Source organism: Candidatus Methylomirabilota bacterium, assembly GCA_036002485.1.
Lineage (GTDB): Bacteria > Methylomirabilota > Methylomirabilia > Rokubacteriales > CSP1-6 > AR37.
This window is the reverse complement of sequence record DASYTI010000001.1, coordinates 49830-73262: the sequence shown is the minus strand read 5'-3', so window position 1 is coordinate 73262 and position 23433 is coordinate 49830. Positions and strand designations below refer to the sequence as shown.

Genomic DNA, 23433 nt, shown 5'->3' with positions numbered 1-23433 from the left:
CCCGGCGGCGTGTCGTCCCTGCCGATGCCCGCCGACGACGAAGACGAAGGTTGGAAAGTGGGGAAGACTCTGCGCCGCCAGCCCCGGGCTTGTCAAGCCGCGCGCCGCGCCATGCCGTCGAAGGTCACTTGACCTTGCGGGCGGGTCGACCCAGCCGCCGCGCCACCGGCGGGGCTCCATCCGAGCACGCCGGTCTTGACCCCTCGGGACAGCCCGTGGCGGGGGAAGACAGGGCCAGTTGCATCCGAGGGCGCGCGACCACAGAATGCCTCTCGCCATGAAGATCGAGCGCGTGCGCACGTATCAGCTGAGGACCGAGCTCACCCCGGCGGAAGCATTCTCATTCTCTCAAGCGCGGGTGGGCATCCGCACGGCCATGCTGGTGGAGCTCGTGGCCGATGACGGGCGGTCCGGCTGGGGCGCGTGGTTCGAGGAGCCGGTGGTGCCCGAGGATCTCGAGGGATATCTTCAAGTTAAGCAGGCGCTGGGCATGCCGATCTCGGGGGGCGAGGCCGAGTACGCGCGGTTCGGCTTCCGCGCGCTCGTCTCGCGGCGCTGCGTCGACATTCTCCAGCCGGACATCTGCGGCGGCGGCGGCTTCACGGAGGCCCTGCGCATCGGGGCCCTCGCCAATACCTGGGGCGTCACCATCTACCCACACGTGTGGGGGAGCGCGGTCGGCTTGCATGCGAGCGTGCAGTGGGCGGCCTCGCTGCCCCCCAATCCGTTCGCGGTGGTTCCCGCCGAGCTCTGGTTCGAGCTCGACAGGACGCCCAACCCCTTCCGCGAGCGCCTGACCACCGAGCCGCTCGAGCGGGCCGGTGATATCATCGAAGTCCCTCAGCGGCCGGGGCTCGGCCTCGAGGTGGATCGCTCGCTGCTGGAGCGCTATCAGGTTTCATGAGCTCCACCCCTCAACCTGCCCTCGCCCCGAGGGGAGAGGGATAGAGGAGAGAGAGACGAGGCGATGAGGCTCGAGGGCAAGGTGGCAGTGGTAACGGGCGGCGGCGCCGGCATCGGACGGGGGATCGCCCTTTGCATGGCCCAGGAAGGCGCCGACATCGCCATTCCTGACATTCAGGACGGCAATGCGCACGCCGTGGTCAAGGAAGTCGAGAAGCTGGGGCGGAAAGCGCTGGCCATGCGCTGCGACGTGACCAAGGCCGCCGACGTCAAGGCCTCGCTCGACGGCGTCAAGAAGGTGCTCGGCCGGATCGACATCCTCGTGAACAACGCCGGCATGGCATCGGCTCCGGGCATGCCGTTCACGAACAATACGGAAGAAGACTGGGACAAGACCTATGCGGTCAATCTCAAGTCCGTCTTCTTGATGTGCAAGGAGATCGCCCCCTACTTCATCGAGAGGAAGGCGGGCCGCATCATTAACATAGCGTCCATCGCGGGGCCCCTGGCCGCCCCGACCATGCCGCCCTACTCCGTGGCCAAGGGCGGGGTCATCACCTTCACGCGGGTGCTCGCCAAGGAGCTGGCGGTACACGGCATCACCGTCAACGCCATATGCCCGGGCGTGCTGTGGACGGCCTTCTGGGAGAAGCTGGCCCAGTACCTCGCCGACACCAATCCCGCCTTCAAGGGAATGACAGCCCGCCAGGTCTTCGACAAGCGCATCGCCGACATCATCCCCCTCAAGCGCGAGCAGACGCCGGAGGACATCGGCTGGGCCGCCACCTTCCTCGCCTCCGATGAAGCGCGCAACATCACCGGCCAGGCCCTCAACGTGGATGGCGGCTCGGTGATGCATTGACCAGGACGCCGATAATGGCCCATCTGCGGCGTTGGCTCCCTTGCTCCTCCCTGCGGCGTACAAACACGTACGCCTCCGTCGTCGCTCAGTCGCCGCCTTGCATCTGGGCCATTCTCGTCGCCCTGGCTGTGGCACTTTCAGCGGTCGCTCCCGCGCTCGCTCAGCAGGCCAAGCCCGCGCCCAAGGAGGCTATGGAGCCGCCCATGAAGCAGCTCGAGGCCTTCCGGCGCGGCGACTTCGACACCGCGTACACGTTCGCCTCGGCGGAGATCAAGGAGCAATTCGACCGGGAGGCCTTCGAGCAGATGGTCAGGGGCGGCTATCCAGAGATCGCGCGCTCCACTTCCGCGACCGTCGCGCAGTCCATCCTTGCCCCAGATGGGACGGTCTACGTGATGCTCAAGATCCGCGGGTCAAATGGCAAGAGCATCGAGGCGCTCTACGAGCTGGTCTTGCAGAACGGCCAGTGGAAAATCAACGGCGTCAGGTCCAGGCCCGATCCCGGCCAGGTCTAGCGCGCCCGAGAGGATGCCATGGACTTCGACTTCACCCCCGAGCAGCAGCGATTCCGCGCGGAGGCCCGTGCCTGGCTGGCCGAGAACGTCCCCGCCGACCTCAAGGGCCGCGCCTTCGCCGCCTCGCGGGCCGATCGCGGAGAGGTCGACCGGCTGCGCGAATGGCAGCGGGTGCTCCACAAGGCGGGCTATGTCGGCATCGACTGGCCGGCCGAGTACGGCGGGCGCGGCACCTCGATCATGGAGCAGATCATTCTCTACGAAGAGATGTCGCGTGCCGAGGCGCCTCAGCCGGTGAATCGCGGCGGTATCTCCATGCTCGGGCCCACCCTGATGAGCCATGGCACGCCCGCTCAGCAGGCCCGGCACCTCGGCAAGATCCTGAATGCCGACGAGCTCTGGTGCCAGGGCTTCTCCGAGCCCAACGCGGGCAGCGACCTCGCCAATCTCCAGACTCGCGCGGTGCTCGACGGCGATGCGTACGTGCTCGATGGCCAGAAGGTGTGGACGAGCATGGCGCATGTGGCCGACTGGGGCTTCTTCCTCGTGCGGACGGATCCCCACGCCGCCAAGCACAAGGGCATCACCTTCATCCTCGTCGACATGAAGACCCCCGGCCTCACCATACGGCCCCTGCGGCAGATCACGGGCGAGGCCGAGTTCAACGAGGTCTTCCTCGAGAATGTCCGCGTGCCCGCCGCCAATGTCGTGGGCAAGGTCAACGAGGGCTGGGGCGTGGCCATCACCACCCTGGCCCACGAGCGCGACGTGCTGACCATGATCCGCCACATCAGCTTGCGCACCGCCCTCGAACGCCTGGTCGCGCTGTCCAAGCGGACCATGAAGCAGGGTCGGCCCGCCTCGAAGGATCCCGTGCTGCGCCAGAAGATCGCGGGGCTGCAGGTCGCCGAGCGGTGCCTCCAGCTCGACGGCTATCGGAGCCTGACCAGGATTCTCCAGGGCGGGCACCCGGGACCCGAGGGCTCGACCTCCAAGCTCTTCTGGAGCCAGGTCGACCAGGAGCTGGCCGACGTGGCGAGCGAGATGCTCGGCCCGTACTCGCAGATCGCCGATCCGAGCCCGCTCGCGCCCGACCACGGGCAGTGGGAGTTCTACACCCTCCTTGCCCGCGGGAGCGGGATCCGCGCCGGCACCTCGGAGATCCTGCGCAACATTCTGGGCGAGCGCGTCCTCGGCCTTCCCAAGGACTGATGACGCTCCGCGAAGTTCCCGTCATCGACGTCGCGCCATTTCTCGCGGGGGCGCCCGATGGGAAGCGCCGGGTCGCGGCCGAGGTCAATCGCGCCTGCGAGGAGCTGGGCTTTCTCATCGTGCGCGGCCACGCTGTCCCGGCGGAACTCGTGGCCGACATGTACGACGTCTCCAGGCGCTTCTTCGAGCTGCCGCTCCCGGAGAAGATGAGGGCGCGGGGCCAGGACAGGAGCCGCGGCTACGGGGCACTGGGCGAGGAGGCGCTGTCCTACGGGCTGGGCAAGGCGGCGCCCGCCGACGTCAAGGAGGGCCTGTACGAGGGGCCCATGGACGTGCCGGACACGCCCTATTTCCGCGGGCGCGAGGGCGCGCCGCATTTCGTCCCGAACGTCTGGCCCGACCGTCCGGCCGAGCTGCCGAGGATCTGGCGCGCGTACTACCGCCAGATGGAGCGGCTGGCCGCCGACCTCATGCGCGTGTTCGCGGTCGCCCTCGACGTGCCGGAGGATTTCTTCGCGGACAAGATCGACAAGCACGCGAGCCGCGTCCGCGCCATTCACTATCCCGATCAGCACGATGCCCCGCTGCCGGGCCAGCTCCGGGCGGGTGAGCACACCGACTACGGCACCATGACCATCCTCAAGATCGAGGACGCCCCGGGCGGGCTTCAGGTCAGGACGCGCCAGGGACGGTGGCTGGACGTGGAGGCGGTGTCCGACGCCTTCGTCGTGAACATCGGCGACCTCATGATGCACTGGACCAACGACCGGTGGATCTCCACGCTGCACCGAGTGGTGAATCCGCCGCGTGACGCGACGCTCGGCACGGGGCGACTCTCCCTCGCCTTCTTCCACCAGCCCAACTACGATGCGCTGATCGAGTGCCTCCCGAGCTGCCAGGGTCCAGGGAATCCCGCCAAGCACCCGCCCGTCACCTCGGGCGAGCATCGCAACCGCAAATTTGCCGCGACCACCGTCGCCCCCTGAGGAGAGACATGGCACCGGACACCGACGAGCTGCTCTACGAGATCAAGGACAAGATCGCCACGCTCACGCTGAACCGGCCGGACAAGATGAATGCCTTCACGGGGCCGATGCTGGATCGCTGGGTCTGGGCCCTCGGGGAGGCCCAGCGCGATCCCGACGTGAACGTGGTGATCGTCACGGGCGCGGGCAAGGCCTTCTGCGCAGGCGGCGACGTCGGCCGCATGGGCCAGGGGGATCCCACCGCGCTGGACAACAAGAACCAGCTCTGGGAGGGCATTCACCGCGTGCCCAAGACGCTGGAGCAGATGGACAAGCCCGTCATTGCCATGATCAACGGGGTGGCGGTGGGGGCGGGCATGGGCATGTCGGTGATGTGCGATCTCCGCATCGCCGCCGACACCGCGCGGTTCTCGACGGGCTACGTGCGGGTAGGGCTCGTCCCCGGCGACGGCGACACCTATTTCCTCCCGCGGCTCACCGGCACCGCCAAGGCCCTGGAGCTGCTCTGGACGGCGGACTTCATCGAGGCGCCCAAGGCGCTCGAGCTGGGCATCGTCAACCGCGTGGTGCCCGCGGACAAGCTCGCGGAGGAGACGTACGCCCTGGCCCATCAGATCGCCGAGGGGCCGCAGATTCCCATTCGAATGATCAAGCGGCTGGTCTATCAGTCGATGCGGCTCGATCTGCGCACGCACCTCGATCTCGTCTCCTCCCACATGGGGCTGGTGCGCCAGACGGCCGACCACAAGGAAGGCGTGCAGGCCTTCAAGGACAAGCGCGCGCCAAAGTTCACCGGGCGCTAGGTAGCTCGGAGGGGAGCTCCGCCCCCCTTCCGAAGCCTCCCCCCGACGCAGGGCGAGCCCCAGGGCGTCGTGGGGCTGGGGCCCCGCCGTCGGAGGCGAGCAATCCGAGAACTGCGCCGGCGAAGCCGGCGCTCGAAGCGGAATATGCCTGCTCGCGAGGGCATGAAATTGCTTGGACGGAGTCCTAGCAGTTTGACTTGCGACCGGATCAGCGGAGTGAGAGTCAGGGTCCTCCTCCGGCTCGTCCTCGTCGGGGCCGGCCTGGCCTTGAGCCTGGGGATAGCCCCAGGCCCGTTGGTGTCCTCCCCGGATCGCCCGCGGCAAGGGCCGCCGGGCAAGCCCGAGCACGTCTATCTCCAGGCCTTCGGAGACTTCCCGGTCTCGAGGGTCGCGGAGATCACCGACCACTATTTCTACATCCACGGTCTCCAGCTGGAGGTCCTGCCTGCCCGCCCCTTGCCGCCGCACACCGTCGATCCAGCACGGCGCCAGGTCATCAGCGAGGAGCTTCTGGATTTCATGAGAAGGGCGAACTCGCAGCTCGCCGCCGATCCCCGCAACGTGATCATCGGGTTCACCACGCTCGACATGTACCCGCGGAAGCTGGAGTGGGCCTATGCCTGGGCCTGGCGCGAGTGGCGCGTGGGCGTCATCTCGACGGCGCGGCTGGACCCCACGTGGTATGGAGAGCCACCTGACCCCTTCCTCCTCCGGCTGCGCTTGCGCAAGGTCGTGGCCAAGACGGTGGGGCTCCTCTACTACCGCCATCTCGTCAACGACAACCCGCGGAGCGCCCTCTATCACTCCCTCTCCACCGTCCAGGACATCGATCGCGTGAGCGAGGACTTCTGACATGCCGGCCCGGCCGGTCAGGAGTGCCTCAGGTTTGACCTGCTGCCGCCCCTCTGGCAGGATCGGCGCCATGGTCGCGAGAGCAATGGCGCGGGCGATGAAGGCAGACATGCGGCTCAAGAGCCCGTGATCGCGCTGCCCGAGTTCGCCAGCCTCGGCCTCTTCATCGCCGCGGCCCTGGTGCTGCTGCTCACGCCCGGCCCCGCCGTGCTCTACATCGTGGCGCGCAGCATAGACCAGGGCCGCCGGGCCGGGCTCGTATCCATGCTGGGAGTCCACGCGGGCACCCTCGTGCATGTCGCCGCGGCGGCGGCGGGGCTCTCCGCCTTGCTCGCCGCCTCCGCCATGGCCTTCAGCGTGGTCAAGTACCTCGGGGCGACCTATCTCATCTTCCTCGGCGTGCGCCGGCTGCTCGACCGGACGACGAGCGTCGCGTCCCCGCGCCCCGAGCGGCCTCGCCTGCGCCGCGCATTTCTGGACGGCGTCGTCGTCAACGTGCTCAACCCGAAGACGGCGCTGTTCTTCCTCGCCTTCCTGCCTCAGTTCGTCATCACCGCCCGCGGCGATGTGGGCGCTCAGATCCTTGGCCTCGGGCTGCTCTTCGTCGGGCTGGGCGTGATCACCGACGGTCTCTACGCGGTGGGGGCGGGGACGGCGGCGCAGTGGCTGCGCGGCAATCCGCGGTTCGTGAGGAGCGAGCGCTGGGTCTCCGGGAGCATGTACATCGGGCTCGGCGTGGCCGCGGCATTCTCGAGCAGCCACCGGAAGTAGGCGGACCGCCCGGGCGCCCTCGAGCGTGACGCCCGCCGATGTCTTCCTCGCCGTCCTTGTCGTCGTGATCTGGGGCGTTGCCTTCATCGCGACCAAGATCGGGCTCGCCTCCTTTTCGCCGCCTGAGCTGGCCGCCCTTCGATTCGTCATCGCCTCGCTGCCCGCCCTGTTCCTCGCGCGCCCTCCCGTCTCCTGGCCGCTCCTCGGCACGATCGGGCTCACCCTCTTCGCGGGGCAATTCCTCTTCCAGTTCTTCGGCATCGCCTACGGCATGCCGCCGGGACTGGCCGCGATCGTCGTCCAGACCCAGGCCTTGTTCACCATCCTCTTCGCGGCGCTGGTCCTGCGTGAGCGCCCGACCCGGAGGCAGGTTGCCGGGACGGCCACGGCGTTCGCGGGGCTCGCCCTCATCGCGGCGACGGTCGGTGGCGATCTCACCGCCCTCGGCCTGGGCCTGACCACGGTCTCCGCCATCAGCTGGGCCATCGGCAACGTGCTCGTGAAGCGGCTGCCCCCCGTGGAGATGCTGAATCTCATGGTCTGGCTCAGTCTCGTGCCGCCGCTTCCCTCCCTTGCCCTGTCCATGGTGCTCGACGGTCCCACGGATCTCGGCCGCGCGATCGCCTCCGCCTCGTGGCTCGGGATGGCCGCCGTCCTCTACCTCGGTGTCGTGGCCACGGTCTTCGCCTATGCCCTCTGGGGCTTGCTGCTGCGCCGCTATCCCGCGGCGACGGTGACGCCGTTCGCCCTCCTCGCGCCCTTCGTCGCTTCGTATTCGTCGTCTCTGGTGTTCGGGGAGCGCTTCGGCCCGCTGCGGCTGAGCGGGATGGCCCTGGTGCTGCTCGGCATTGCCGTGATCGTGCTGCCCGTGACTCGCTGGTCGCGGGTCACGGCCATTCCCGGATGAATCGGGGAGAGGATCTGCGCACCATGCTGTCGCCGTCCAACAGCGGACGAACTTCGACTACACTATGGCCACACCATGACGACTGACGGCTTCATCGCCCTGCAGAAGCTGTGGGACCTGGCGGGCGGCGACCCCGCCGCGCTCGACCGCGTGACGCTGACGGGCGCCGATCCTATCCTGCCCACCAATTTCAAGATCGGTACCGCAGCCTCCGCAGTGATCGCCGCCACCGCGCTCGCCGCCACCGAGATCTGGCGGCTGCGGACGGGGCGCGGGCAGTCGGTGGCGGTGGATCTGCGCGCGGCGGTCGCCGCGTTCAGGAGCGAGCGCTACCTGCGCGCGGAGAGCCAGCCGGACATCCATCGGCGCGATCCCATCTTCGGCTTCTATCAGGCGGGAGACGGGCGGTGGATCCAGATCCACTCCAACATGCCGCACCATCGCGAGGGGGCCCTCAAGCTGCTGGGCTGCGAGGGCACGCGGGAGAGCGTCGAGGACGCGGTGGCCAAGTGGACCGCGGGCGATCTCGAGAATGCCTTCGCCTCCGCGGGGCTCCCTACCGGCATGGTGCGCTCGCGCGCGGAATGGCACGCGCATCCCCAGGGGCTCGCCGTGGCCGCGCTTCCCCTCCTGGAGATCGAGAAGATCGGCGAGGCCCCGCCCGAGCCCGCGGGCTCGGGACCGCGCGCGCTCTCGGGCCTCCGCGTGCTCGATCTCACGCGCGTCATCGCGGGACCCGTGGGCGGCCGCACCCTCGCCGCCTACGGCGCCGACGTGCTGCTCGTTTCCGCCCCCCACCTGCCGAATCTGCCGGGGCTCGTGATCGACACCGGGCTGGGCAAGCTCTCGGCCTCGCTCGACCTGCGTCAGCCCGCGGCCGCCGAGACGCTTCGCGGCCTCGTCCGGGAGGCCGACGTCTTCTGCCAGTCCTATCGTCCGGGAGCGCTCGCCCGCCTCGGCCTCGCCCCCGAGGAGCTGGCAAAGATTCGCCCGGGCATCGTTTGTGTCACCCTCTCCGCCTTCGGCCACACCGGCCCATGGCGCGAGCGCCGGGGATTCGAGACCATCATCCAGTCCGTCAGCGGAATGGCGCACGAGCACGGGTTCGCGGTCGGCGCCGATGGGCCTCAGCACCTGCCCGCTCAGGTCGTGGACCACGGTACGGGATACCTCGCCGCGCTCGGGGCGCTGATCGCGCTCGCTCGCCGCGCGCGCGAGGGCGGGAGCTATCTGGTCCGCGTGTCGCTGGCCCAGACGGGGCGCTGGGTCGACGCCCTCGGCCGCGTGGAAGGCCGGCGCACCCAGGATCTCTCGCTGGAGGCCGTCCAGGACCTCATCGCGGACATGGACACGCCCTTCGGCCGGCTCCGCCACGTCCAGCCCGCCGCGCGACTCTCGGAGACGCCCGCCTTCTGGTCTCGCCCCACCGTGCCCCTCGGCACGCACGCCGCCGCCTGGCCCGCCTGAGCCTCGGAGATGAGACCCAGGTCGTAGAGCTACTCGAACCGCCGAAACTTCTAGATAGTCGCGAGGGAGTCCATGGCCTCGAGCTTCGATGTGCCGGATGACTGGGGACTGAGCGGGAAAGTCGCCATCGTGACGGGCGCGGGAGCGGCGCGGACGGGTATCGGTAATGGCCGCGCCGCTGCCATCCTGCTGGCTAAGGCGGGCGCGCGGGTCATCGTGGTGGATCGCGAGATCGAGCTTGCCGAGCAGACGGCTGCCATGATCAAGGAGCAGGGGGGCGAGGGCGTCGCCTTCCAGGCGGATGTCACCCGCGCCGAGGACTGCGCGGGCATGGTCAAGACCGCGCTCGATCGCTTCGGGCGCCTCGACTTCCTCGACAACAATGTCGGGATCGGCAGCCGGGGATCCGTCCTCGACGAGACCCAGGAGAACTGGCGCCGTGTCATGCAGGTCAACGTCGAGACCATGTTCCTGGCCGCCAAGCACGCCATCCCTGCCATGATCCGTGGGGGCGGCGGAGCCATCGTCAACGTGTCGTCGATCTCGGCGCTGCGGCCGCGGGGACTCACGGTCTACACCGTGTCCAAGGGCGCGGTGATCGCGCTCACGCGCGCCATGGCCGTCGATCACGGCAAGGACGGCATCCGCGTGAACTGCGTGGCCCCGGGACCGGTCTACACGCCGATGGTCTACGAGCGGGGCATGACCCCGGCCGCCCGCGACCAGCGCCGCCGCGCCTCCGTCCTGGGCATCGAGGGGACCGGCTGGAACATCGGCCACGCCGTGCGCTTTCTCCTCTCGGACTACGCGAGCTACATCACGGGCCATACCCTGGTCGTGGACGGCGGCGCCACGCTGGTCGGGCCCGCGCGGGAGAGCCAGGCATGAAGGTTCCCCGCTTCGGGCTGAACCGCTTCGACTCCCGCTCCGTGGACACGCTGGCCGCGGATGTCCGGCGCGCGGAGATGCTCGGGTGGGACGCGGCGTTCCAGCCCGACTCCCAGCTCCGCCGGCGCGACACCTACGTGCTCCTCGCCGCGGCCGCGCGGGCGACGACGACGATCATGCTGGGTCCGCTCCTCGCCAATCCCGTGAACCGGCACCCGTCGGTGACCGCGTCCTCGATCGCCACCATCGACGAGTTGGCGCCCGGCCGGGTTCTCCTCGGCTGGGGCGTGGGCGACACGGCCGTGAGGCTGGCGGGGCTCAAGCCCGCCCGCGTCAAGGATCTGGAGGAGAGCACGCGCCTCATGCGCGCATTGCTGGACGGCGAGTCGGTCGAGGTCGGCGCCGACCGGCCCGCGCGGCTCCCGCATCATCGGCCGGTGCCCATCTGGATCGCCGCGGGTGGCCCGCGCACCCTGCGCATGGCGGGCCGGGTGGCCGACGGCGTGTTCATCCGTGTGGGGACTCACCCGGCGAACATCCGCGCGGCCGTCGACGCCATCCGGGCGGGCGCGGCGGAAGCCGGTCGCGATCCGGCCCGCGTCGGGCTGGCCGCCATCTTTCACACCGTGCTCCTCGATGAGCCGAGCCGCGCCGTGACCATGGCCAAGTCCATGGCGGCCGGCTACTACGAGTACTCGCCCCGGCTCTTCGACCCGCCCGGGCTCACGTGGTCGGGGCCGGAGCCCGAGACCTTGAAGCATCAGCACAAGGTCTGGCCGGATTTCCATCACGCGGCGGATCTCGAGGCGAGCGGGCGCGTCGTCGATTTCTTGCAGACGAGCGCCGCCGACGCCTTCAGCCTGCGCGGCGGGCCGATCGAGGTGGCGGATCAGCTCGTGGAGGTGCTTCGCGAAGCGCAGGTGGAGTTCGACTACGTGGTGCTGCACCCCATCCCCGACCCGCCGGTGCCGCAAGATCCCGAGCGCGGCTACACCGCGCGGGTGGCTCGCGAGGTGCTGCCTCGCGTGCGCGCGGCCCTGGCGCCGAGCGCGCGCGACGCGCGCTGATCGTGTCCGTCCTCGGCGGCCTCAAGGTCCTCGACGTCGGCACCTGGCTGGCGGGGCCCGCGGCGGCCACCGTCATGTCCGATTTCGGCGCCGACGTCATCAAGATCGAGGCGCCCGAGGGTGGCGACACGTACCGCAAGCTCCAGGACCTGCCCGGCATTCCCCGGAGTGACATCGAGTACGCGTGGCTCCTCGCCTCGAGGAACAAGCGCAGCGTCGCCCTCGACCTGACCACCCGCGAGGGGCGCGACATCCTGCTCGCTCTCGTGCGGCGCTCCGACGTCCTCGTCACGAACTTCGTGCCGGACCGGCTGGCCCGGCTCAAGCTCACCTGGGAGGACGTCAGCGCCGAGAATCCGCGTCTCGTCTTCGCCTCGCTCACCGCCTACGGCGAGGCGGGGGCGGAGGCGAGCAAGACGGGCTTCGATCTCAACGCGTGGTGGGCCCGCACCGGGCTCATGGATCGCGTGCGCGCCGTGGGCGCCGCCCCCGCCCGGTCGATGCCGGGCATGGGCGACTATCCGACCGCCATGGCTGTCTTCGGCGCCATCATGATGGCGCTCTATCAGCGGGAGCGCATGGGCCGCGGCTCCAAGGTCTCGACCTCCCTCATGGCCAATGGCGCCTGGACCAACAGCTTCCTCATCCAGGCGGCCCTGTGCGGGGCCGCCTTCGCCGAGCCGCTGCCGCGCGAGCGCGGCTTGAACGCGCTGACCAGCATGTACCGCTGTCGCGACGGTCGCTGGTTCGTGCTGTCCTTGCTCGCCGAGGACAAGGCGTGGGAGCCGTTCTCTCGGGCCATCGAGCGTCCGGACCTCCGCGAGGATCCTCGCTTCAAGCGGCAGAGCGACCGTCGGGCCAATTCTCAAGCGCTCATCGCCATCCTGGATGCGGTCTTCGCCGAGCGGGACTGGGAAGAATGGCGCGCGCGCCTGGACGCCCAGGGCCTGACCTTCGGGGCGATCGCGACCGTGGCTGATGCCACCCGCGATCAGCAGATGACGGCGGCCGGGGTGATCGTGCCGTTCGACGACGCGGGCGTGCCGGGGCTCCGCACCGTGTCGAGCCCCATCGCCATGACGGGAGAGACCAAGGCCACGCCGAGGCGCGCGCCGCGACTGGGCGAGCACACGGACGAGGTGCTGCGCTCGCTCGGCCACGACGACGCGGCGATCCAGGCCCTGCGCGAGCGCGGCATCATCGGCGGCTAGTCTCGTGAATCTCTATGATGGCGCCTTCGGGCTGCCGCCTGTTGGAGCGGACACCCCGACGGAGCTTTGGGTTGGTGTCTCAGCTAGGCAAGGTCTCGCGCTCACCGCCAGAGGATGCAACACGTCGATCGCCCAAACCACATTCAGGCGCTCCCCGAGCCAGGTAGCACACCCCGTCCGCGCGGTGACACGAAGGCCCTGCGCGTCGTCAGGGACGAGTGATTTTCCGACGAGCAATGGTTTTTGATCCGGTCCCGCCCGTTTGCGCAGCGGCGGCCGTGTGCGGGCCGCTGGGCCGGCTCTTTCCGAGGGCTGCCGCCGCATGACCGAGTCACCCGGCCAGGGCTGTCAAGCGGAAAAGCGTGGGATCCGCGCCGCTGCGGACAATCGCGTGCGAAGGCCCGCGGCGAGGGGAGTCAGTGGTCCATGTCACCGATGATGTGATCGGGGTCAGGTCTCACAATCCAACATTTCGCGCGCGGCCCCTCGGTGGTGAGCGAAACGATCAGACTCACGAGACTCGTCTAGAGGATCTCAGGAAGTTCCATCCCTCATGAGCTCTCTAGATCTGCTTCCAGAGGAACTCGGCCTTGCCCATGCGCGAGCGGATGGACACCACATAGCGCTGATAGGCGCGGCTCGTGATCCCGGGATGCCATTGCGAGGGTCGGGGAAGCGAGGCGGCGAGCAGTGCCGCCTCGTCCTCGTCGAGATCGGCCGCGGGCTTTCCGAAATACCTCTCGGCGGCAGGACCCACGCCGTAGATGCCCGGCCCGAACTCCACCACGTTCAGATAAAGCTCCAAGATGCGCCGCTTGGACAGCGAGCGCTCGAGCTGCCAAGTAAGGATCGCCTCCTTCACCTTGCGGAGCGGGTGGCGGCTCGGCGACAGCCACAGATTCTTGGCGAGCTGCTGGGTGATGGTGGAGGCCCCGCGCGCCGCCTCCTTCTTGTCGTCGAGGGCCTCCTCGACGGCGCTTCGGATCTCGCCCCAGTCGAAGCCGCCATGGGAGAAGAAGTTGATGTCCTCGGCGACGAGGACCGCGCGCTTGACGTGAGGGGAGAGCGCCGCATAGGGCGTGAAGCGATAGGCGACGCGCGGCGGTCGTCCCGCCTGGCGCTCGCGCTCCTTGTAGCGCTCGATGAAGGCGGTGGTCGCGGGCGCCCGGGTGGCGAGCGCCTTGACGTCGGGCCACGTCACGGCCTCCCATGCCAGCAACGCTCCGAGCGCGAGGACGCCCAGCAGTAAGAAGCGGCGCCAGAGCCTCCCGAGAAGGGAGCGCCGGGCCACCTTCAGGCCGGCGAGACGCCGACGCGATGCCGCTGGGCAAGCGCCTGGTAGCCCTTCGGGTTCATGGCCACCCAGCGCTCGGCGGGCGTCCCCGCGAGCGGGCCCCTGACCTTGCAGGGGGAGCCCAGGGCGAGCACGCCGTCGGGGATCTCGGTGCCGGGCGTGACGAGCGAGCCCGCGCCGATCATGGCGCGCACGCCGATCTTCACGCCGTCGAGCACCGTCGAGCCATTGCCGACCAGGCATTCCTCTCCGAGGGTGGCCTGGTGGACCAGACAGAGATGACCGACGGTCGCCCCCGCGCCGACATCGGTGCCGCCGGCCGGGGTGACGTGGATGACCGCGCAGTCCTGGACGTTGGCGCCGCGGCGGATGATGATGGGCGAGAAGTCGGCACGGACGACGGCGTTGTACCACACCGAGGCATTCTCCTCGACGATGACGTCCCCGATGAGGACGGCGGTGGGGGCGATGAACGCGGTCGGATGCACGCGCGGTGACTTGCCTTCGAAGGCGAAGAGCGGCATAGGGTCTCCTTTCGTGTCGTTCCGTGCTCCATTACACCCAGCATCGATGGACAGGGCAAGGGGGCGGGTGTAGCCTCGCCCCATGGGGACGCCGAGAATCGTCGCGGTGTCGACGGCCACGCCCCGCCACCGCTTCGACCAGACGACGCTCCTCCGCATGGCCGGCTACGAGGATCCGCGCCGCGCCGGTTTCTTCGCCAACAGCGAGATCGACGGGCGCTATCTCTACCTCGATCCCGAGACGTTCACGCCGGGCGAGAGCGTGGACGAGCTCGGCGAGCGCTTCCGCCGTGGCGCTATTGAACTAGGAGCGGAGGCCGTCCGGCGCGTGGTGGAGCGGGCGGGATGGGATCTCGCCGAGGTGGACTTCCTCGCCACCACGACGTGCACGGGCCGGTTGTGCCCGAGCCTCGACGCGCACCTCATCGCCACCCTCGGCCTCAAAGCCGGGACCCAGCGCGTCCACGTGGGCGACACGGGCTGCGCCAGCGCCATGGTCGCCCTCGAGCAGGCCCACAATCACGTGCAGGCCTTTCCGCGGCACCGCGCGGTGGTGGTGGCCGTGGAGATCTGCTCGACGGCGTACTTCCTCGACGACCGGCTCGAGAGCGCGGTGGCCCATGCCATCTTCGCCGATGGGGCGGGGGCCATGGCCATCGCCGGGGAGGGCGATGGCCCCGTCATCGTCTGCCATCAGAGCCTCTTTCGCTCCGAGCACCTCGGGGCCATGGGCTTCGAGTTTCCCGGCGGCCGGCCGCGGGTCGTCCTCTCCAAGGACGTGCGGCGCATCGGCGCCGCCATGATGAAAGAGATGGCCGATCTCCTCATGGACTCGCAGGGGCTCAAGAAGGAGGACGTGCGTCACTTCGTCCTCCACTCGGCGGGCCGCCGCGTGATCGAGCAGGCGCGCCGGCTCCTCGACCTCGACGAGTCGCAGATCGCCCACTCGCGCCACGTCTTGCGCCATCTCGGCAACATGTCCTCGGCCACCGTGGTCTTCGTGCTCGAAGAGACTCTGCGCTCGGGCCAGCCCGTGCCCGGCGACTGGGGGCTCATGATCGCCCTCGGCCCGGGGTTTGCCGCCGAAGGCGCGCTACTTCGCTGGTAGCGGGCTGCCCATGGAGCGCGCGCACGACGCCGTCGAGATGCTCGACCGGCCTGCGCCCTTCGCCGACCTCTCCCAGAACCTGGACGACATCGCGCGCTTCAATGCCTTCTTCGGCGGAGCCCGGCTGACCATGCGTCACGTGAAACGCCTCGTCGCGGACCTGCCGCGTGATCGCCGCGTGACCGTCCTCGACGTGGGCACCGGGGGCGGCGATATCCCGCGCGCGCTCGTGCGGTGGGCGCGCCGCGCGGGTCGCTCCATCCGGATCTTCGCGCTGGATCGCGATGGCGAGACGCTCCGCGCGGCCGCCCTTCGGATGGCCGGCTATCCCGAGGTCACGCTGGTCCGCGGCGACGCCCTCGCCCTCCCCGTGCGGCCGTGCTCGGTGGACGTGGCCATCTCCGCCCTCGTGCTCCATCACCTGCCGCCCGCCGAGGCCGCGGTCTCCCTCGCCGAGATGGATCGCGCCGCCCGGCGGGGTCTCGTGGCCAATGATCTCTTCCGGAGCCGCCTGGCCCATGCCGTGGTCTGGCTGACCACGCGGCTCCTGGCCAGGAACCGCATGTCCCGCCACGACGGGCCCATGTCCGTCCGGCGCGCCTATACCCTCGGCGAGGTCGAGTCCCTCGCCCGGCGCGCCGATCTCGCCGACGTGCGCGTGCATCGCCACGCCTGGGCCTTGCGTCTCTGCGCCGTCAGGACCACGACCCAGCACTCGCCTCGCCGCTCATCTACTCAGCCCTCGCCTCAGGGCTTCGCCCTTCAGCTCGAACTGCCACGCCTGCGGGATCAACTCAGCCCTCGGCTCGCGTCGGCGAGGCGCCGCCCCTCGCCTCGAACAGCGGGCAGCGTCTCGGCTCGAACTTCCCGGCCATGAGCGCGCGCGACGTGATCGTGGTGGGCGCGGGTCCCGCGGGGGCCGCCTCCGCGATTCTCCTGGCCGAGCGCGGCTGGAGCGTGACCCTGCTCGACAAGGCCGCCTTCCCGCGTCCCAAGATCTGCGGCGAGTACCTCTCGCCGGAGTCCGCGCGCATTCTCGACCGGCTGGGCGTGCTCAAGGCGATCGACGAGGCGGGCGCCCAGCCCCTGCGCGGCATGAAGATCGTGGCGCCTGACGGCACGGTCATCATGGGATCGTATCCCACCACCGGTCCCTGGCCCAGTCACCGGGACCATGCGCTGGCCATTGTCCGCGAGAGGCTGGACCAGATCCTCGTCGATCGTGCGCGAAGCCTGCCCGTGGACGTGCGAGAGCGTCATCGCGTCACCGGCCTTCTGAGGGAGGGGAGCAACGTGAAGGGCGTCCAGGCTCAGGATGCCGAGGGCCGGGCGCTCGAGTTGCGCGCGCGGCTCGTGATTGGTGCCGACGGCCGCGCTTCCGCCGTGGCGGCGGCGCTGGGGCTCCTGCGCCCGCACCGCCTCCGGCGCATGGCCCTCATCCAGCACGTGGCCGGGCTCGACGGCTTCGACGAGCGCGGAGAGATCTTCGTCGATCCGCCCGACTACGCCATTCTCAATCCCGTGGCTCCCGGTCTCGTCAACCTGGGCCTGGTCGTTCCCCTGGCGCATGCCAGGCCCTTCGCGGGCCGGCTCGAGACTTTCTTCCATGCGCGCCTCCGGCAATTGCCGCGGCTCTCCGCGCGGCTCGAGGGGATGAAGCCGGTGGGGGCCTTGCAGGCCATGGGTCCGCTGGCCTATCGAGTCAAGGAGCCGCGCGCGGGCGGCGTCATGCTCGCCGGAGACGCGACGGGCTTCTACGACCCGTTCACGGGCGAGGGGATCTTCACCGCGCTCCGATCCGCCGAGCTCCTGGCCGAGGTGGCGCATGCCGCCATCGAGCGCGGCACCCTCGAGGCATCCGCGCTCAGGCCCTATGCGGAGGCACGCCGCGAGCACTTCCGCGGCAAGGCGCGGCTCACCCGCGCGCTCCAGTTCGTGATCGCGCGGCGCCGGCTCGCCAATGCCGCGGCGCACGCGCTTCTGCGTCGCCCCGCCCTCCTTGATCTGCTCATGGGCGTTCTCGGGGATTTCGTGCCCCCGGCCGCTCTCTTCAGCAAAGGCTTCCGCTAGGCACGCTCCTGGGCCAATTTGCTTCGCCACATCAACTCAGCCCTCACCTCGCGGCCGGGCCGCTCAGCTCGAAATGCCACGTTCTCGGTCGCCAGCAACGCTCAACGTACGATCCACTCAGCCCTCGCCTCGGGCTTCGCCCTCAGCTCGAAGGGCCACGTACGCCTCGCGTTGCTGGCTCCCTCGGGCATGGCGGTTCGAGCTGAGGGGCGCAGCCCCGAGGGGAGGGCTGAGTAAAATTGGCTCGCAACTTGACCCAGTAGAATACCGGCCGGGTTGACACAGCCGGAGCCGGCATGGCACTCTGCCGTTCGGTCTTTCGAACAGAGGTTCACAAATGCGAATAGCCGCCATCACGAGGGAACCGACCCCAGGGCCGCCGCGTCCGCGCAGCCGGGACGCGGGGCCCCGCGCCCTCGGCCGGGCCCTCGAGGTGCTGGAAGCCCTGGCGAGGCGCCGGGATGGCGCGACGCTCTCGGGGCTCTCCCAGCGGCTGGGCTCACCGAAGAGCAGCCTGCTCTACCTGCTTCGCCCCATGGCCCGGCTGGGTTACCTCGTGAGAAGCTCCGATGGGCGCTATCAGCTGGGCCCCGCCGCCTTCACGCTGGCCATGGCGGCCCTGTCCAACCGCGAGCTCCCGCAGCTGGCGCGTCCCTTCCTGGAAGACCTCGCCGAGCAGAGCGGGGAGACGGCGCTCCTCGCCACCATGGCCAGCGATGAGCCCGTGGCCGTCTACATCGACAAGGTGGATGGCCGGGATCCCATCCGCTACACGCCGCCTCTCGGCCTTCGCCGTCCGCTCTATTGCTCGGCCATCGGCAAGCTCTTGCTCGCCCACCTCCCGCCCACCCGCCGTCACGAGTACCTGCGCACGACCAAGCTCCGGGCCTTCACGCCCCAGACACCCGTCACGCGCACCGCTCTGCGGCGCGCCATCGAGGAGATTCGCGCCGCGGGACTCTCGATCTCCGTGGATGAGATCGCCGAGGGCGCCGCCGGCATCGCCGCTCCCGTCTTCGACCGGCACGGCGAGCTTCTCGCCGGGCTCGTGGTGGGCGGCCCGAGCAAGCGCCTGGCCGCTGACCAGGAGCGTCTGGGCGCCCTGGTGATGGAGCGCGCGCGCGAGCTGTCGCGCGTCATGGGCTTTGGAGCAGAGCCGGCCTCGTGAGGCTCGTTTTTCACTCCCTGTCCCTCGAGATCATCAGCGGGCTGGTCCCCGCGCTCTAGAGGGGAGACGTCCATGATGACGCCCGCCGCGGCGGCCCTCGTCTGCTGATCCGGCCCGCCGCGTGATCGCGAAGACGTCGAGGGCGGCCGGTCTGCTCGCCGGAGTGGCCGTGCTCGTCCTCGCCGTACTCATCTCCTTCGACGTCCTCATGCGGTACTTCCTCGACCGGCCCCAGCTCTTCGTCGACGAGATCGGGCCCTTCCTCCTCCTCCTCGTGGTCTTCGGCGGAGCCGCCCAGACGTTTCGCGTGGGCGGCCATGTCCGCGTCGATCTCATCACGACCCACCTGCCCCCCGCGGTACGCGCGTGGCTGCGCGTCTTCAACCTGGTCATCGGCATCGTCTTTCTGCTCGCCGTCATCTGGGTCACCACCCAGTCCGCCTTCACCGCCTTCCACTACGGTCGCGTCTCCGCCGTCATGCTCTACCCGCTCTGGCTGCCCATGTTTCTGATTCCCGCGGGCCTGGCCCTCACGGCGGGCGCCATGATGATCGCGCTGCGTCGTCAGCTCCGCGCGGCCCTCGGGCCCCACGCCGGCCGCGACGAGGTGCCTCCCTCGCCGGAGGCGCGGTGAGCGAAGCCCTCTTCGGCACCCTCCTCATCGCGCTCCTGTTCCTCCTCTTCGCCCTCGGACTCGAGATCTCGATCTCGCTCGGGCTGGCCGGCGTGGTCGGCCTCCTCTACCTGAAGGGCTGGAAGGTGGGCATGGGGGTGGTCGGATCCATCGCCTGGACCAACGCCACGAGCTTTTCCTTCATCGCCGTCCCCCTCTTCATCTTCATGAGCGGCATCCTGCTCCATTCGGGCATCGGCAAGGGGCTCTTCACCGCCGTCGCGCGCTGGGTGGGCTTTCTTCCGGGCGGCCTCGCGGTGGCGAGCATCTTCTCCTGCGCCATCTTCGCCGCGGTGTCCGGCTCCAGCGTGGCCACCGCGGCCACCATCGGGATGATCGCCATTCCCGAGATGGAGCGTCGCGGCTATGGGCGGCCGCTCATCATCGGCTCCATCGCGGCGGGCGGCACCCTGGGCATCCTCATCCCGCCCTCCGTGCCCATGATCATCTACGGCGTGATGACGGAGACCTCGGTCGGCCATCTCTACATGGCCGGGATCATTCCCGGCATCGTGCTCGCCGTCATGTTCGCGATCTACGTGGTCGTCTACGCGCTCATCTGGCCCGAGAAGGCCCCGCGCGTGGCCGAGGACCGCGGGTCGTTCCGGGACAAACTCCGCTCCTTCGGCGAGGTGGCGCCCGTGGCCATCTTGATCTTCGTCGTCCTCGGCTCCATGTACCTCGGCATCGTCACCCCGACGGAGGCGGCGGCCCTCGGATCCGTGGTGAGCATGCTCCTGGCCTTCTGTTACGGCAATCTCTCCTGGCGGGCCCTGAACCAGACCTTTCAGGCGACGGTGCGCACCACGTCCATGGTCATGCTCATCATCCTCTTTGCCGCTATCTTCTCGCACGTGATCGCGCTCCTGGGCGCCCCCAAGGCGCTCCTGAACGCCGTGCTGACCCTGGGGCTTCCCAAGTGGGCTCTCTTCGCGGCGATCTTCTCGGTGCTGCTCGTCATCGCCTATGCGCTCGAGGAGCTGTCGGTGATGATCATCCTGCTCCCCATCCTCTTTCCCCTCATCACGGGCCTGGGCTTCGATCCGGTGTGGTTCGGCATCATCATGGTCGTCTGGCTCGAGATCGGCTTCATCACGCCCCCCGTCGGGCTCAATCTCTTCGTCATCCAGAACCTCATGCCCGGCTCAGGCGCGCGCGAGATCACCATCGGCACCACGCCGTACGTGATCCTCATGGTCGTGCTCGTCATCATCCTCTTCTTCGTGCCGGAGCTGGCGCTGTGGCTGCCCGCTCAGATGATGCCCGGTCGGCGCTAGACTCGGGGACTGGATGAGCGACCGCCGGATGAGCCCCCCCGGTCCATGAGCATCATTGGCCCATGAGTGTTTTGGGATGGTGGCGCGCGAGGCGGGCCCGCCTCCGCCAGCTCTGGGTGGTGGGCGCGATCGCCGCCTGCGCGGTGACGGCGGGCTCGGCCATGGGCTATTTCGAGTCGCTCCAGGTCCGAGCGCTCGACCTCTTGATGTATCTGCAGAGCCCGCGCCAGCCCGGGACCATCGTCATCGTGGCCGTCGACGATGGCGCCTTCGATGCTCTCGGTCGGCGCCAGCCCATTCCGCGCGATTACCTGGCGCGGGTGCTGCGGGGGATCCAGCGCGCGGGGGGCGTCACCGTGGGCTTCGACATCTCGTTTCGCACCGCCGGACCCGCGCCGGAGGACGCCGCCCTCGCCCAGGCCATGGCGGAGTTCGCGGAGCGCGGAGCGCGCCGGCTCGTGGTGGCGAGCGCGGCCCTGCCCGATCGCGGTCCGCTCGCCGATCCCGCGCTCGCCAAGCTGGTCGTGCTGAGCGCCCCGGAGGTCCCGGTGGACGGGGACGCCATCGTCCGGCGCGTGGTGGTGAGAGTCGGCCGCGATGTCGCCTTCGGGGCCGCGGTCAGCCAGTCCCAGACCTCGGAGCCGGGGACGGTTCTCCCCATCAACTTCATCGGTCCCCCCGGAAGCTTCCTGACCATTCCGTCCGACGCGGTGGCCGCCATCGGCGACGCGGGGGCCGACATCGCCGGCGACAATCCCCTGCGCGGACGCATCGTGCTCGTGGGGGGTACCTTCCAGGACGGCCGCGATTTCCACATGACGCCCTTTGGCCGGATGTCGGGCGTGGAGATCCAGGCGAATATCGCCCAGATGCTGCTGACCCAGAGCTTCGTCCGGCCGGCGGGATGGATCGCGGCGCTCGGAGTCCAGCTCGGGGCGGTGCTCCTCGCCGGTCTCGTCATGACCGCGCTGCGGCCGCTCTGGGGCACCGTGGTCTGTCTCGCGGCCGCGGCCATCCTGGGCATTCCCGCGAGCCTGGCCGCTCTCAAACGCGGCTACCTCGTGGATTTTCTTCTCCCCGTCCTCGCCGTGGCCCTTCTCGGGCTGGGCGCCGACGTCCTGGCGAGGCGGCGGCTCCGCGAGGCTCTCGGCCGCTATGTCAGTCCCGAGGTGGCCGCGCGCGTGGAGCGCCGCCCCGAGGAGCTGGCCGGCGAGCGACGCGAGGTCTCCATTCTCTTTTCGGACCTGCGCGGCTTCACCACGCTCTCCGAGCGCATGGCGCCCGAACAGATGGCCGCGCGGCTGACCGAGTACTTCGACGCCATGACGGCGGCCATCTTCGTCCATCGGGGCATGGTGAACGATTTCATCGGGGACGCGATCATGGCCGTGTTCGGCGCTCCCCTCGACGATCCGGATCACGCGCGCCACGCGGTGCAGAGCGCGCTGGCCATGCAGCGGGCGCTCGCCGGCCTCAACCGGCGCTGGGAGTCCGAGGGGCTGCCGCCGCTGCGTATGGGGCTGGGCGTGCACACCGGCGAGGTGTTCGCGGGAAACGTCGGCCGGGAGGGCAAGGTCAAGTACGCTGTGGTGGGAGACACGGTCAATCTGGCTTCCCGCGTCGAGGGCTTGAACAAGGAGCTCGGCACCATCATGCTGGTGACCGAGTCGGCCTATCGAAATGCGGCCCTGGACGTGGGGATGACCGACCGCGGACTGGTGCAGGTCAAGGGACGGCAGGAGCCCGTGCGGATCTACGAGGTCGCGCCGCCGGAGCCCGACGAAAGAGAGCGCTGAGCGTGGCCAAGACTCTGGCGGTACTGCTTGGGGCGGGTCTGCTCGAATGGACGCTGATCCTCCCGTCAGTGGCGATGGCCGCGGATCCCGTGGCCGTGGTCACCGAGATCCGCGCGGAGGGCGGCCAGATCGAGGTGAAGCGGGCGGGGGAGTCCGCGTGGGGCGCGGCCCAGCCTCTGCAGGCGCTCCGCGCGGGCGACCAGATCCGCGCCGGCGGCTCGGCGCGCGCGGCCGTCGTCTTCACGGGCGGGCGGGGAGCGCAATCGGTCTCCGCGGCCAACTCGCCCTTCACCGTGCAGCCGCCCGCCGCGGCCGCCTCCGGCGACAAGCTGCGTGGTCTCGTGGGCGGGGTCACGGACTTTCTCTCCGGCAAGCAGAAGGACCTGGCCTATCTCCCGCTCTCGGTGCGCAACGTGCGCCCGCCGCGCGTGCTCCAGCTCGCCCCCCGCGACACGAAGATCCTGCCCGGCACCGTGGCATTCGAGTGGAACGGCTCGGACACCTTGCGCTACCGCGTGCGCGTGCTCTCGGCCAAGGGTCCCCTCTGGGAGCAGGCGGATCTTCCGCGGCGGCCCGTGGCGTATCCTGCCTCCGCGCCCGCGCTCCAGCCCGGCGTGCGCTATCTCTGGCAGCTCGAGACGGCGGGTCAGCCGGTTCAGCAGACCGAGTTCGAGATCCTGGCCGCCGGAGACGCCGCGCGGGTGCAGGAATCGCTCGGCATCCTCGTCCCTGCCTCGATGCCCGGCTATCCCGCCTCCAGCGTGGCCATCATGCGGGCCGGCTATCTCCTCCGCGAGGGGCTCTATGCCGAGGCCCGGCGCGAGCTCCTGGCCGCGGTGGCCAAAGACCCCGACGAGCCGACCCTGCATCTGCTGCTCGGACAGGTCTACGAGACGATAGGGCTGACCGAGCTCGCCCAGCGGGAGTACGTGGAATCCCGCGACCTCTCGGCGGCGCGGCGGTAAGTACCCGAGCTTCCAGGCGAGTTCCCGCTCGCGAACCGAGGAAGCAGGCCTCTCCCGCCAAGTTTGACACGGCCCCGCCCAGGCGGATAGGGTCATCACATGGTTCGTTCAGGC

General features: G+C 69.5%; 23 protein-coding genes. 21 read left to right on the top strand and 2 right to left on the bottom strand.

Features of this window, described 5'->3' with window-relative positions; all coding sequences use genetic code 11:
* Positions 1 to 277 precede the first annotated feature (277 nt).
* The 13 genes from VGT00_00365 to VGT00_00305 all read left to right on the top strand — a co-directional run bounded on the left by VGT00_00365 (position 278) and on the right by VGT00_00305 (position 12444).
* On the top strand, positions 278 to 904 hold the full coding sequence (locus VGT00_00365) for an enolase C-terminal domain-like protein (protein HEV8529851.1): 627 nt from the start codon (positions 278 to 280) through the stop codon (positions 902 to 904).
* 63 nt (positions 905 to 967) lie between these two features.
* Positions 968 to 1765 carry an SDR family NAD(P)-dependent oxidoreductase gene (locus VGT00_00360; protein HEV8529850.1) on the top strand — a complete coding sequence of 266 codons (798 nt, stop codon included), beginning with the start codon at positions 968 to 970 and terminating at the stop codon, positions 1763 to 1765.
* Between the two features lie 203 nt (positions 1766 to 1968).
* Entirely contained in the window at positions 1969 to 2280 is a 312-nt protein-coding gene (locus tag VGT00_00355) for a DUF4864 domain-containing protein (protein HEV8529849.1), read from the top strand.
* A gap of 18 nt (positions 2281 to 2298) precedes the next feature.
* On the top strand, positions 2299 to 3492 hold the full coding sequence (locus tag VGT00_00350; protein ID HEV8529848.1) for an acyl-CoA dehydrogenase family protein: 1194 nt from the start codon (positions 2299 to 2301) through the stop codon (positions 3490 to 3492).
* A complete protein-coding gene (locus tag VGT00_00345; protein ID HEV8529847.1) occupies positions 3492 to 4478 on the top strand; it encodes a 2-oxoglutarate and iron-dependent oxygenase domain-containing protein in 987 nt (328 codons plus the stop codon). The genes VGT00_00350 and VGT00_00345 overlap by 1 nt, the downstream gene beginning before the upstream one ends.
* Positions 4479 to 4486: 8 nt before the next feature.
* The gene (locus VGT00_00340) at positions 4487 to 5281 is read left to right on the top strand and encodes an enoyl-CoA hydratase-related protein (protein ID HEV8529846.1); all 795 of its coding nucleotides are present in this window, start codon (positions 4487 to 4489) and stop codon (positions 5279 to 5281) included.
* Between the two features lie 216 nt (positions 5282 to 5497).
* Entirely contained in the window at positions 5498 to 6133 is a 636-nt protein-coding gene (locus VGT00_00335) for a hypothetical protein (protein ID HEV8529845.1), read from the top strand.
* A gap of 135 nt (positions 6134 to 6268) precedes the next feature.
* Complete coding sequence (locus VGT00_00330; protein HEV8529844.1) at positions 6269 to 6904, top strand: LysE family translocator; 636 nt, start codon at positions 6269 to 6271, stop codon at positions 6902 to 6904.
* A gap of 25 nt (positions 6905 to 6929) precedes the next feature.
* A complete protein-coding gene (locus VGT00_00325) occupies positions 6930 to 7811 on the top strand; it encodes an EamA family transporter (protein HEV8529843.1) in 882 nt (293 codons plus the stop codon).
* A 75-nt stretch (positions 7812 to 7886) separates the two neighbouring features.
* Positions 7887 to 9278 carry a CoA transferase gene (locus VGT00_00320; protein ID HEV8529842.1) on the top strand — a complete coding sequence of 464 codons (1392 nt, stop codon included), beginning with the start codon at positions 7887 to 7889 and terminating at the stop codon, positions 9276 to 9278.
* A 72-nt stretch (positions 9279 to 9350) separates the two neighbouring features.
* Entirely contained in the window at positions 9351 to 10166 is an 816-nt protein-coding gene (locus VGT00_00315) for an SDR family oxidoreductase (GenBank protein HEV8529841.1), read from the top strand.
* Positions 10163 to 11233: an LLM class flavin-dependent oxidoreductase gene (locus VGT00_00310; protein HEV8529840.1), complete on the top strand. Its 1071-nt coding sequence runs from the start codon at positions 10163 to 10165 to the stop codon at positions 11231 to 11233. The genes VGT00_00315 and VGT00_00310 overlap by 4 nt, the downstream gene beginning before the upstream one ends.
* Before the next feature lie 2 nt (positions 11234 to 11235).
* Positions 11236 to 12444 (top strand): CoA transferase, encoded by a 1209-nt coding sequence (locus VGT00_00305; GenBank protein HEV8529839.1) that lies wholly within the window; start codon positions 11236 to 11238, stop codon positions 12442 to 12444.
* A gap of 562 nt (positions 12445 to 13006) precedes the next feature.
* Here VGT00_00305 and mtgA read toward each other — a convergent pair.
* Positions 13007 to 13735: a monofunctional biosynthetic peptidoglycan transglycosylase gene (gene mtgA / locus VGT00_00300; protein ID HEV8529838.1), complete on the bottom strand. Its 729-nt coding sequence runs from the start codon at positions 13733 to 13735 to the stop codon at positions 13007 to 13009.
* 2 nt (positions 13736 to 13737) lie between these two features.
* Positions 13738 to 14262 (bottom strand): gamma carbonic anhydrase family protein, encoded by a 525-nt coding sequence (locus VGT00_00295; GenBank protein HEV8529837.1) that lies wholly within the window; start codon positions 14260 to 14262, stop codon positions 13738 to 13740.
* An 82-nt stretch (positions 14263 to 14344) separates the two neighbouring features.
* Here VGT00_00295 and VGT00_00290 point away from each other — a divergent pair, with 82 nt between their 5' ends.
* From VGT00_00290 to VGT00_00255, 8 genes are all read left to right on the top strand, one after another.
* Entirely contained in the window at positions 14345 to 15370 is a 1026-nt protein-coding gene (locus tag VGT00_00290) for a type III polyketide synthase (GenBank protein ID HEV8529836.1), read from the top strand.
* Positions 15371 to 15380: 10 nt separating this feature from the next.
* Positions 15381 to 16247 (top strand): methyltransferase domain-containing protein, encoded by an 867-nt coding sequence (locus VGT00_00285; protein HEV8529835.1) that lies wholly within the window; start codon positions 15381 to 15383, stop codon positions 16245 to 16247.
* A complete protein-coding gene (locus VGT00_00280; GenBank protein ID HEV8529834.1) occupies positions 16244 to 17440 on the top strand; it encodes an NAD(P)/FAD-dependent oxidoreductase in 1197 nt (398 codons plus the stop codon). The genes VGT00_00285 and VGT00_00280 overlap by 4 nt, the downstream gene beginning before the upstream one ends.
* A 337-nt stretch (positions 17441 to 17777) precedes the next feature.
* Entirely contained in the window at positions 17778 to 18608 is an 831-nt protein-coding gene (locus VGT00_00275; protein ID HEV8529833.1) for an IclR family transcriptional regulator, read from the top strand.
* A gap of 121 nt (positions 18609 to 18729) precedes the next feature.
* Positions 18730 to 19242, top strand: a complete 513-nt coding sequence (locus VGT00_00270; GenBank protein ID HEV8529832.1) for a TRAP transporter small permease — start codon at positions 18730 to 18732, stop codon at positions 19240 to 19242.
* Positions 19239 to 20558, top strand: coding sequence for a TRAP transporter large permease (locus VGT00_00265; GenBank protein HEV8529831.1), 1320 nt, complete (start codon positions 19239 to 19241; stop codon positions 20556 to 20558). Before VGT00_00270 ends, VGT00_00265 begins: the two co-directional genes overlap by 4 nt.
* Positions 20559 to 20620: 62 nt before the next feature.
* Complete coding sequence (locus tag VGT00_00260) at positions 20621 to 22354, top strand: adenylate/guanylate cyclase domain-containing protein (protein HEV8529830.1); 1734 nt, start codon at positions 20621 to 20623, stop codon at positions 22352 to 22354.
* Positions 22355 to 22356: 2 nt separating this feature from the next.
* A complete protein-coding gene (locus VGT00_00255) occupies positions 22357 to 23319 on the top strand; it encodes a hypothetical protein (GenBank protein HEV8529829.1) in 963 nt (320 codons plus the stop codon).
* Positions 23320 to 23433 lie beyond the last annotated feature (114 nt).

Bases quoted from the DNA above. Each gene is read 5' to 3' on its own strand.
- VGT00_00355 (HEV8529849.1), top strand. From the start codon at position 1,969: ATGAAGCAGCTCGAGGCCTTCCGGCGCGGCGACTTCGACACCGCGTAC.
- VGT00_00315 (HEV8529841.1), top strand. From the start codon at position 9,351: ATGGCCTCGAGCTTCGATGTGCCGGATGACTGGGGACTGAGCGGGAAA.
- VGT00_00320 (HEV8529842.1), top strand. From the start codon at position 7,887: ATGACGACTGACGGCTTCATCGCCCTGCAGAAGCTGTGGGACCTGGCG.
- VGT00_00290 (HEV8529836.1), top strand. From the start codon at position 14,345: ATGGGGACGCCGAGAATCGTCGCGGTGTCGACGGCCACGCCCCGCCAC.
- VGT00_00310 (HEV8529840.1), top strand. From the start codon at position 10,163: ATGAAGGTTCCCCGCTTCGGGCTGAACCGCTTCGACTCCCGCTCCGTG.
- VGT00_00365 (HEV8529851.1), top strand. From the start codon at position 278: ATGAAGATCGAGCGCGTGCGCACGTATCAGCTGAGGACCGAGCTCACC.
- VGT00_00360 (HEV8529850.1), top strand. From the start codon at position 968: ATGAGGCTCGAGGGCAAGGTGGCAGTGGTAACGGGCGGCGGCGCCGGC.
- VGT00_00340 (HEV8529846.1), top strand. From the start codon at position 4,487: ATGGCACCGGACACCGACGAGCTGCTCTACGAGATCAAGGACAAGATC.
- VGT00_00260 (HEV8529830.1), top strand. From the start codon at position 20,621: ATGAGTGTTTTGGGATGGTGGCGCGCGAGGCGGGCCCGCCTCCGCCAG.
- VGT00_00275 (HEV8529833.1), top strand. From the start codon at position 17,778: ATGCGAATAGCCGCCATCACGAGGGAACCGACCCCAGGGCCGCCGCGT.
- VGT00_00285 (HEV8529835.1), top strand. From the start codon at position 15,381: ATGGAGCGCGCGCACGACGCCGTCGAGATGCTCGACCGGCCTGCGCCC.
- VGT00_00295 (HEV8529837.1), bottom strand. From the start codon at position 14,262: ATGCCGCTCTTCGCCTTCGAAGGCAAGTCACCGCGCGTGCATCCGACC.
- VGT00_00350 (HEV8529848.1), top strand. From the start codon at position 2,299: ATGGACTTCGACTTCACCCCCGAGCAGCAGCGATTCCGCGCGGAGGCC.
- VGT00_00345 (HEV8529847.1), top strand. From the start codon at position 3,492: ATGACGCTCCGCGAAGTTCCCGTCATCGACGTCGCGCCATTTCTCGCG.
- VGT00_00280 (HEV8529834.1), top strand. From the start codon at position 16,244: ATGAGCGCGCGCGACGTGATCGTGGTGGGCGCGGGTCCCGCGGGGGCC.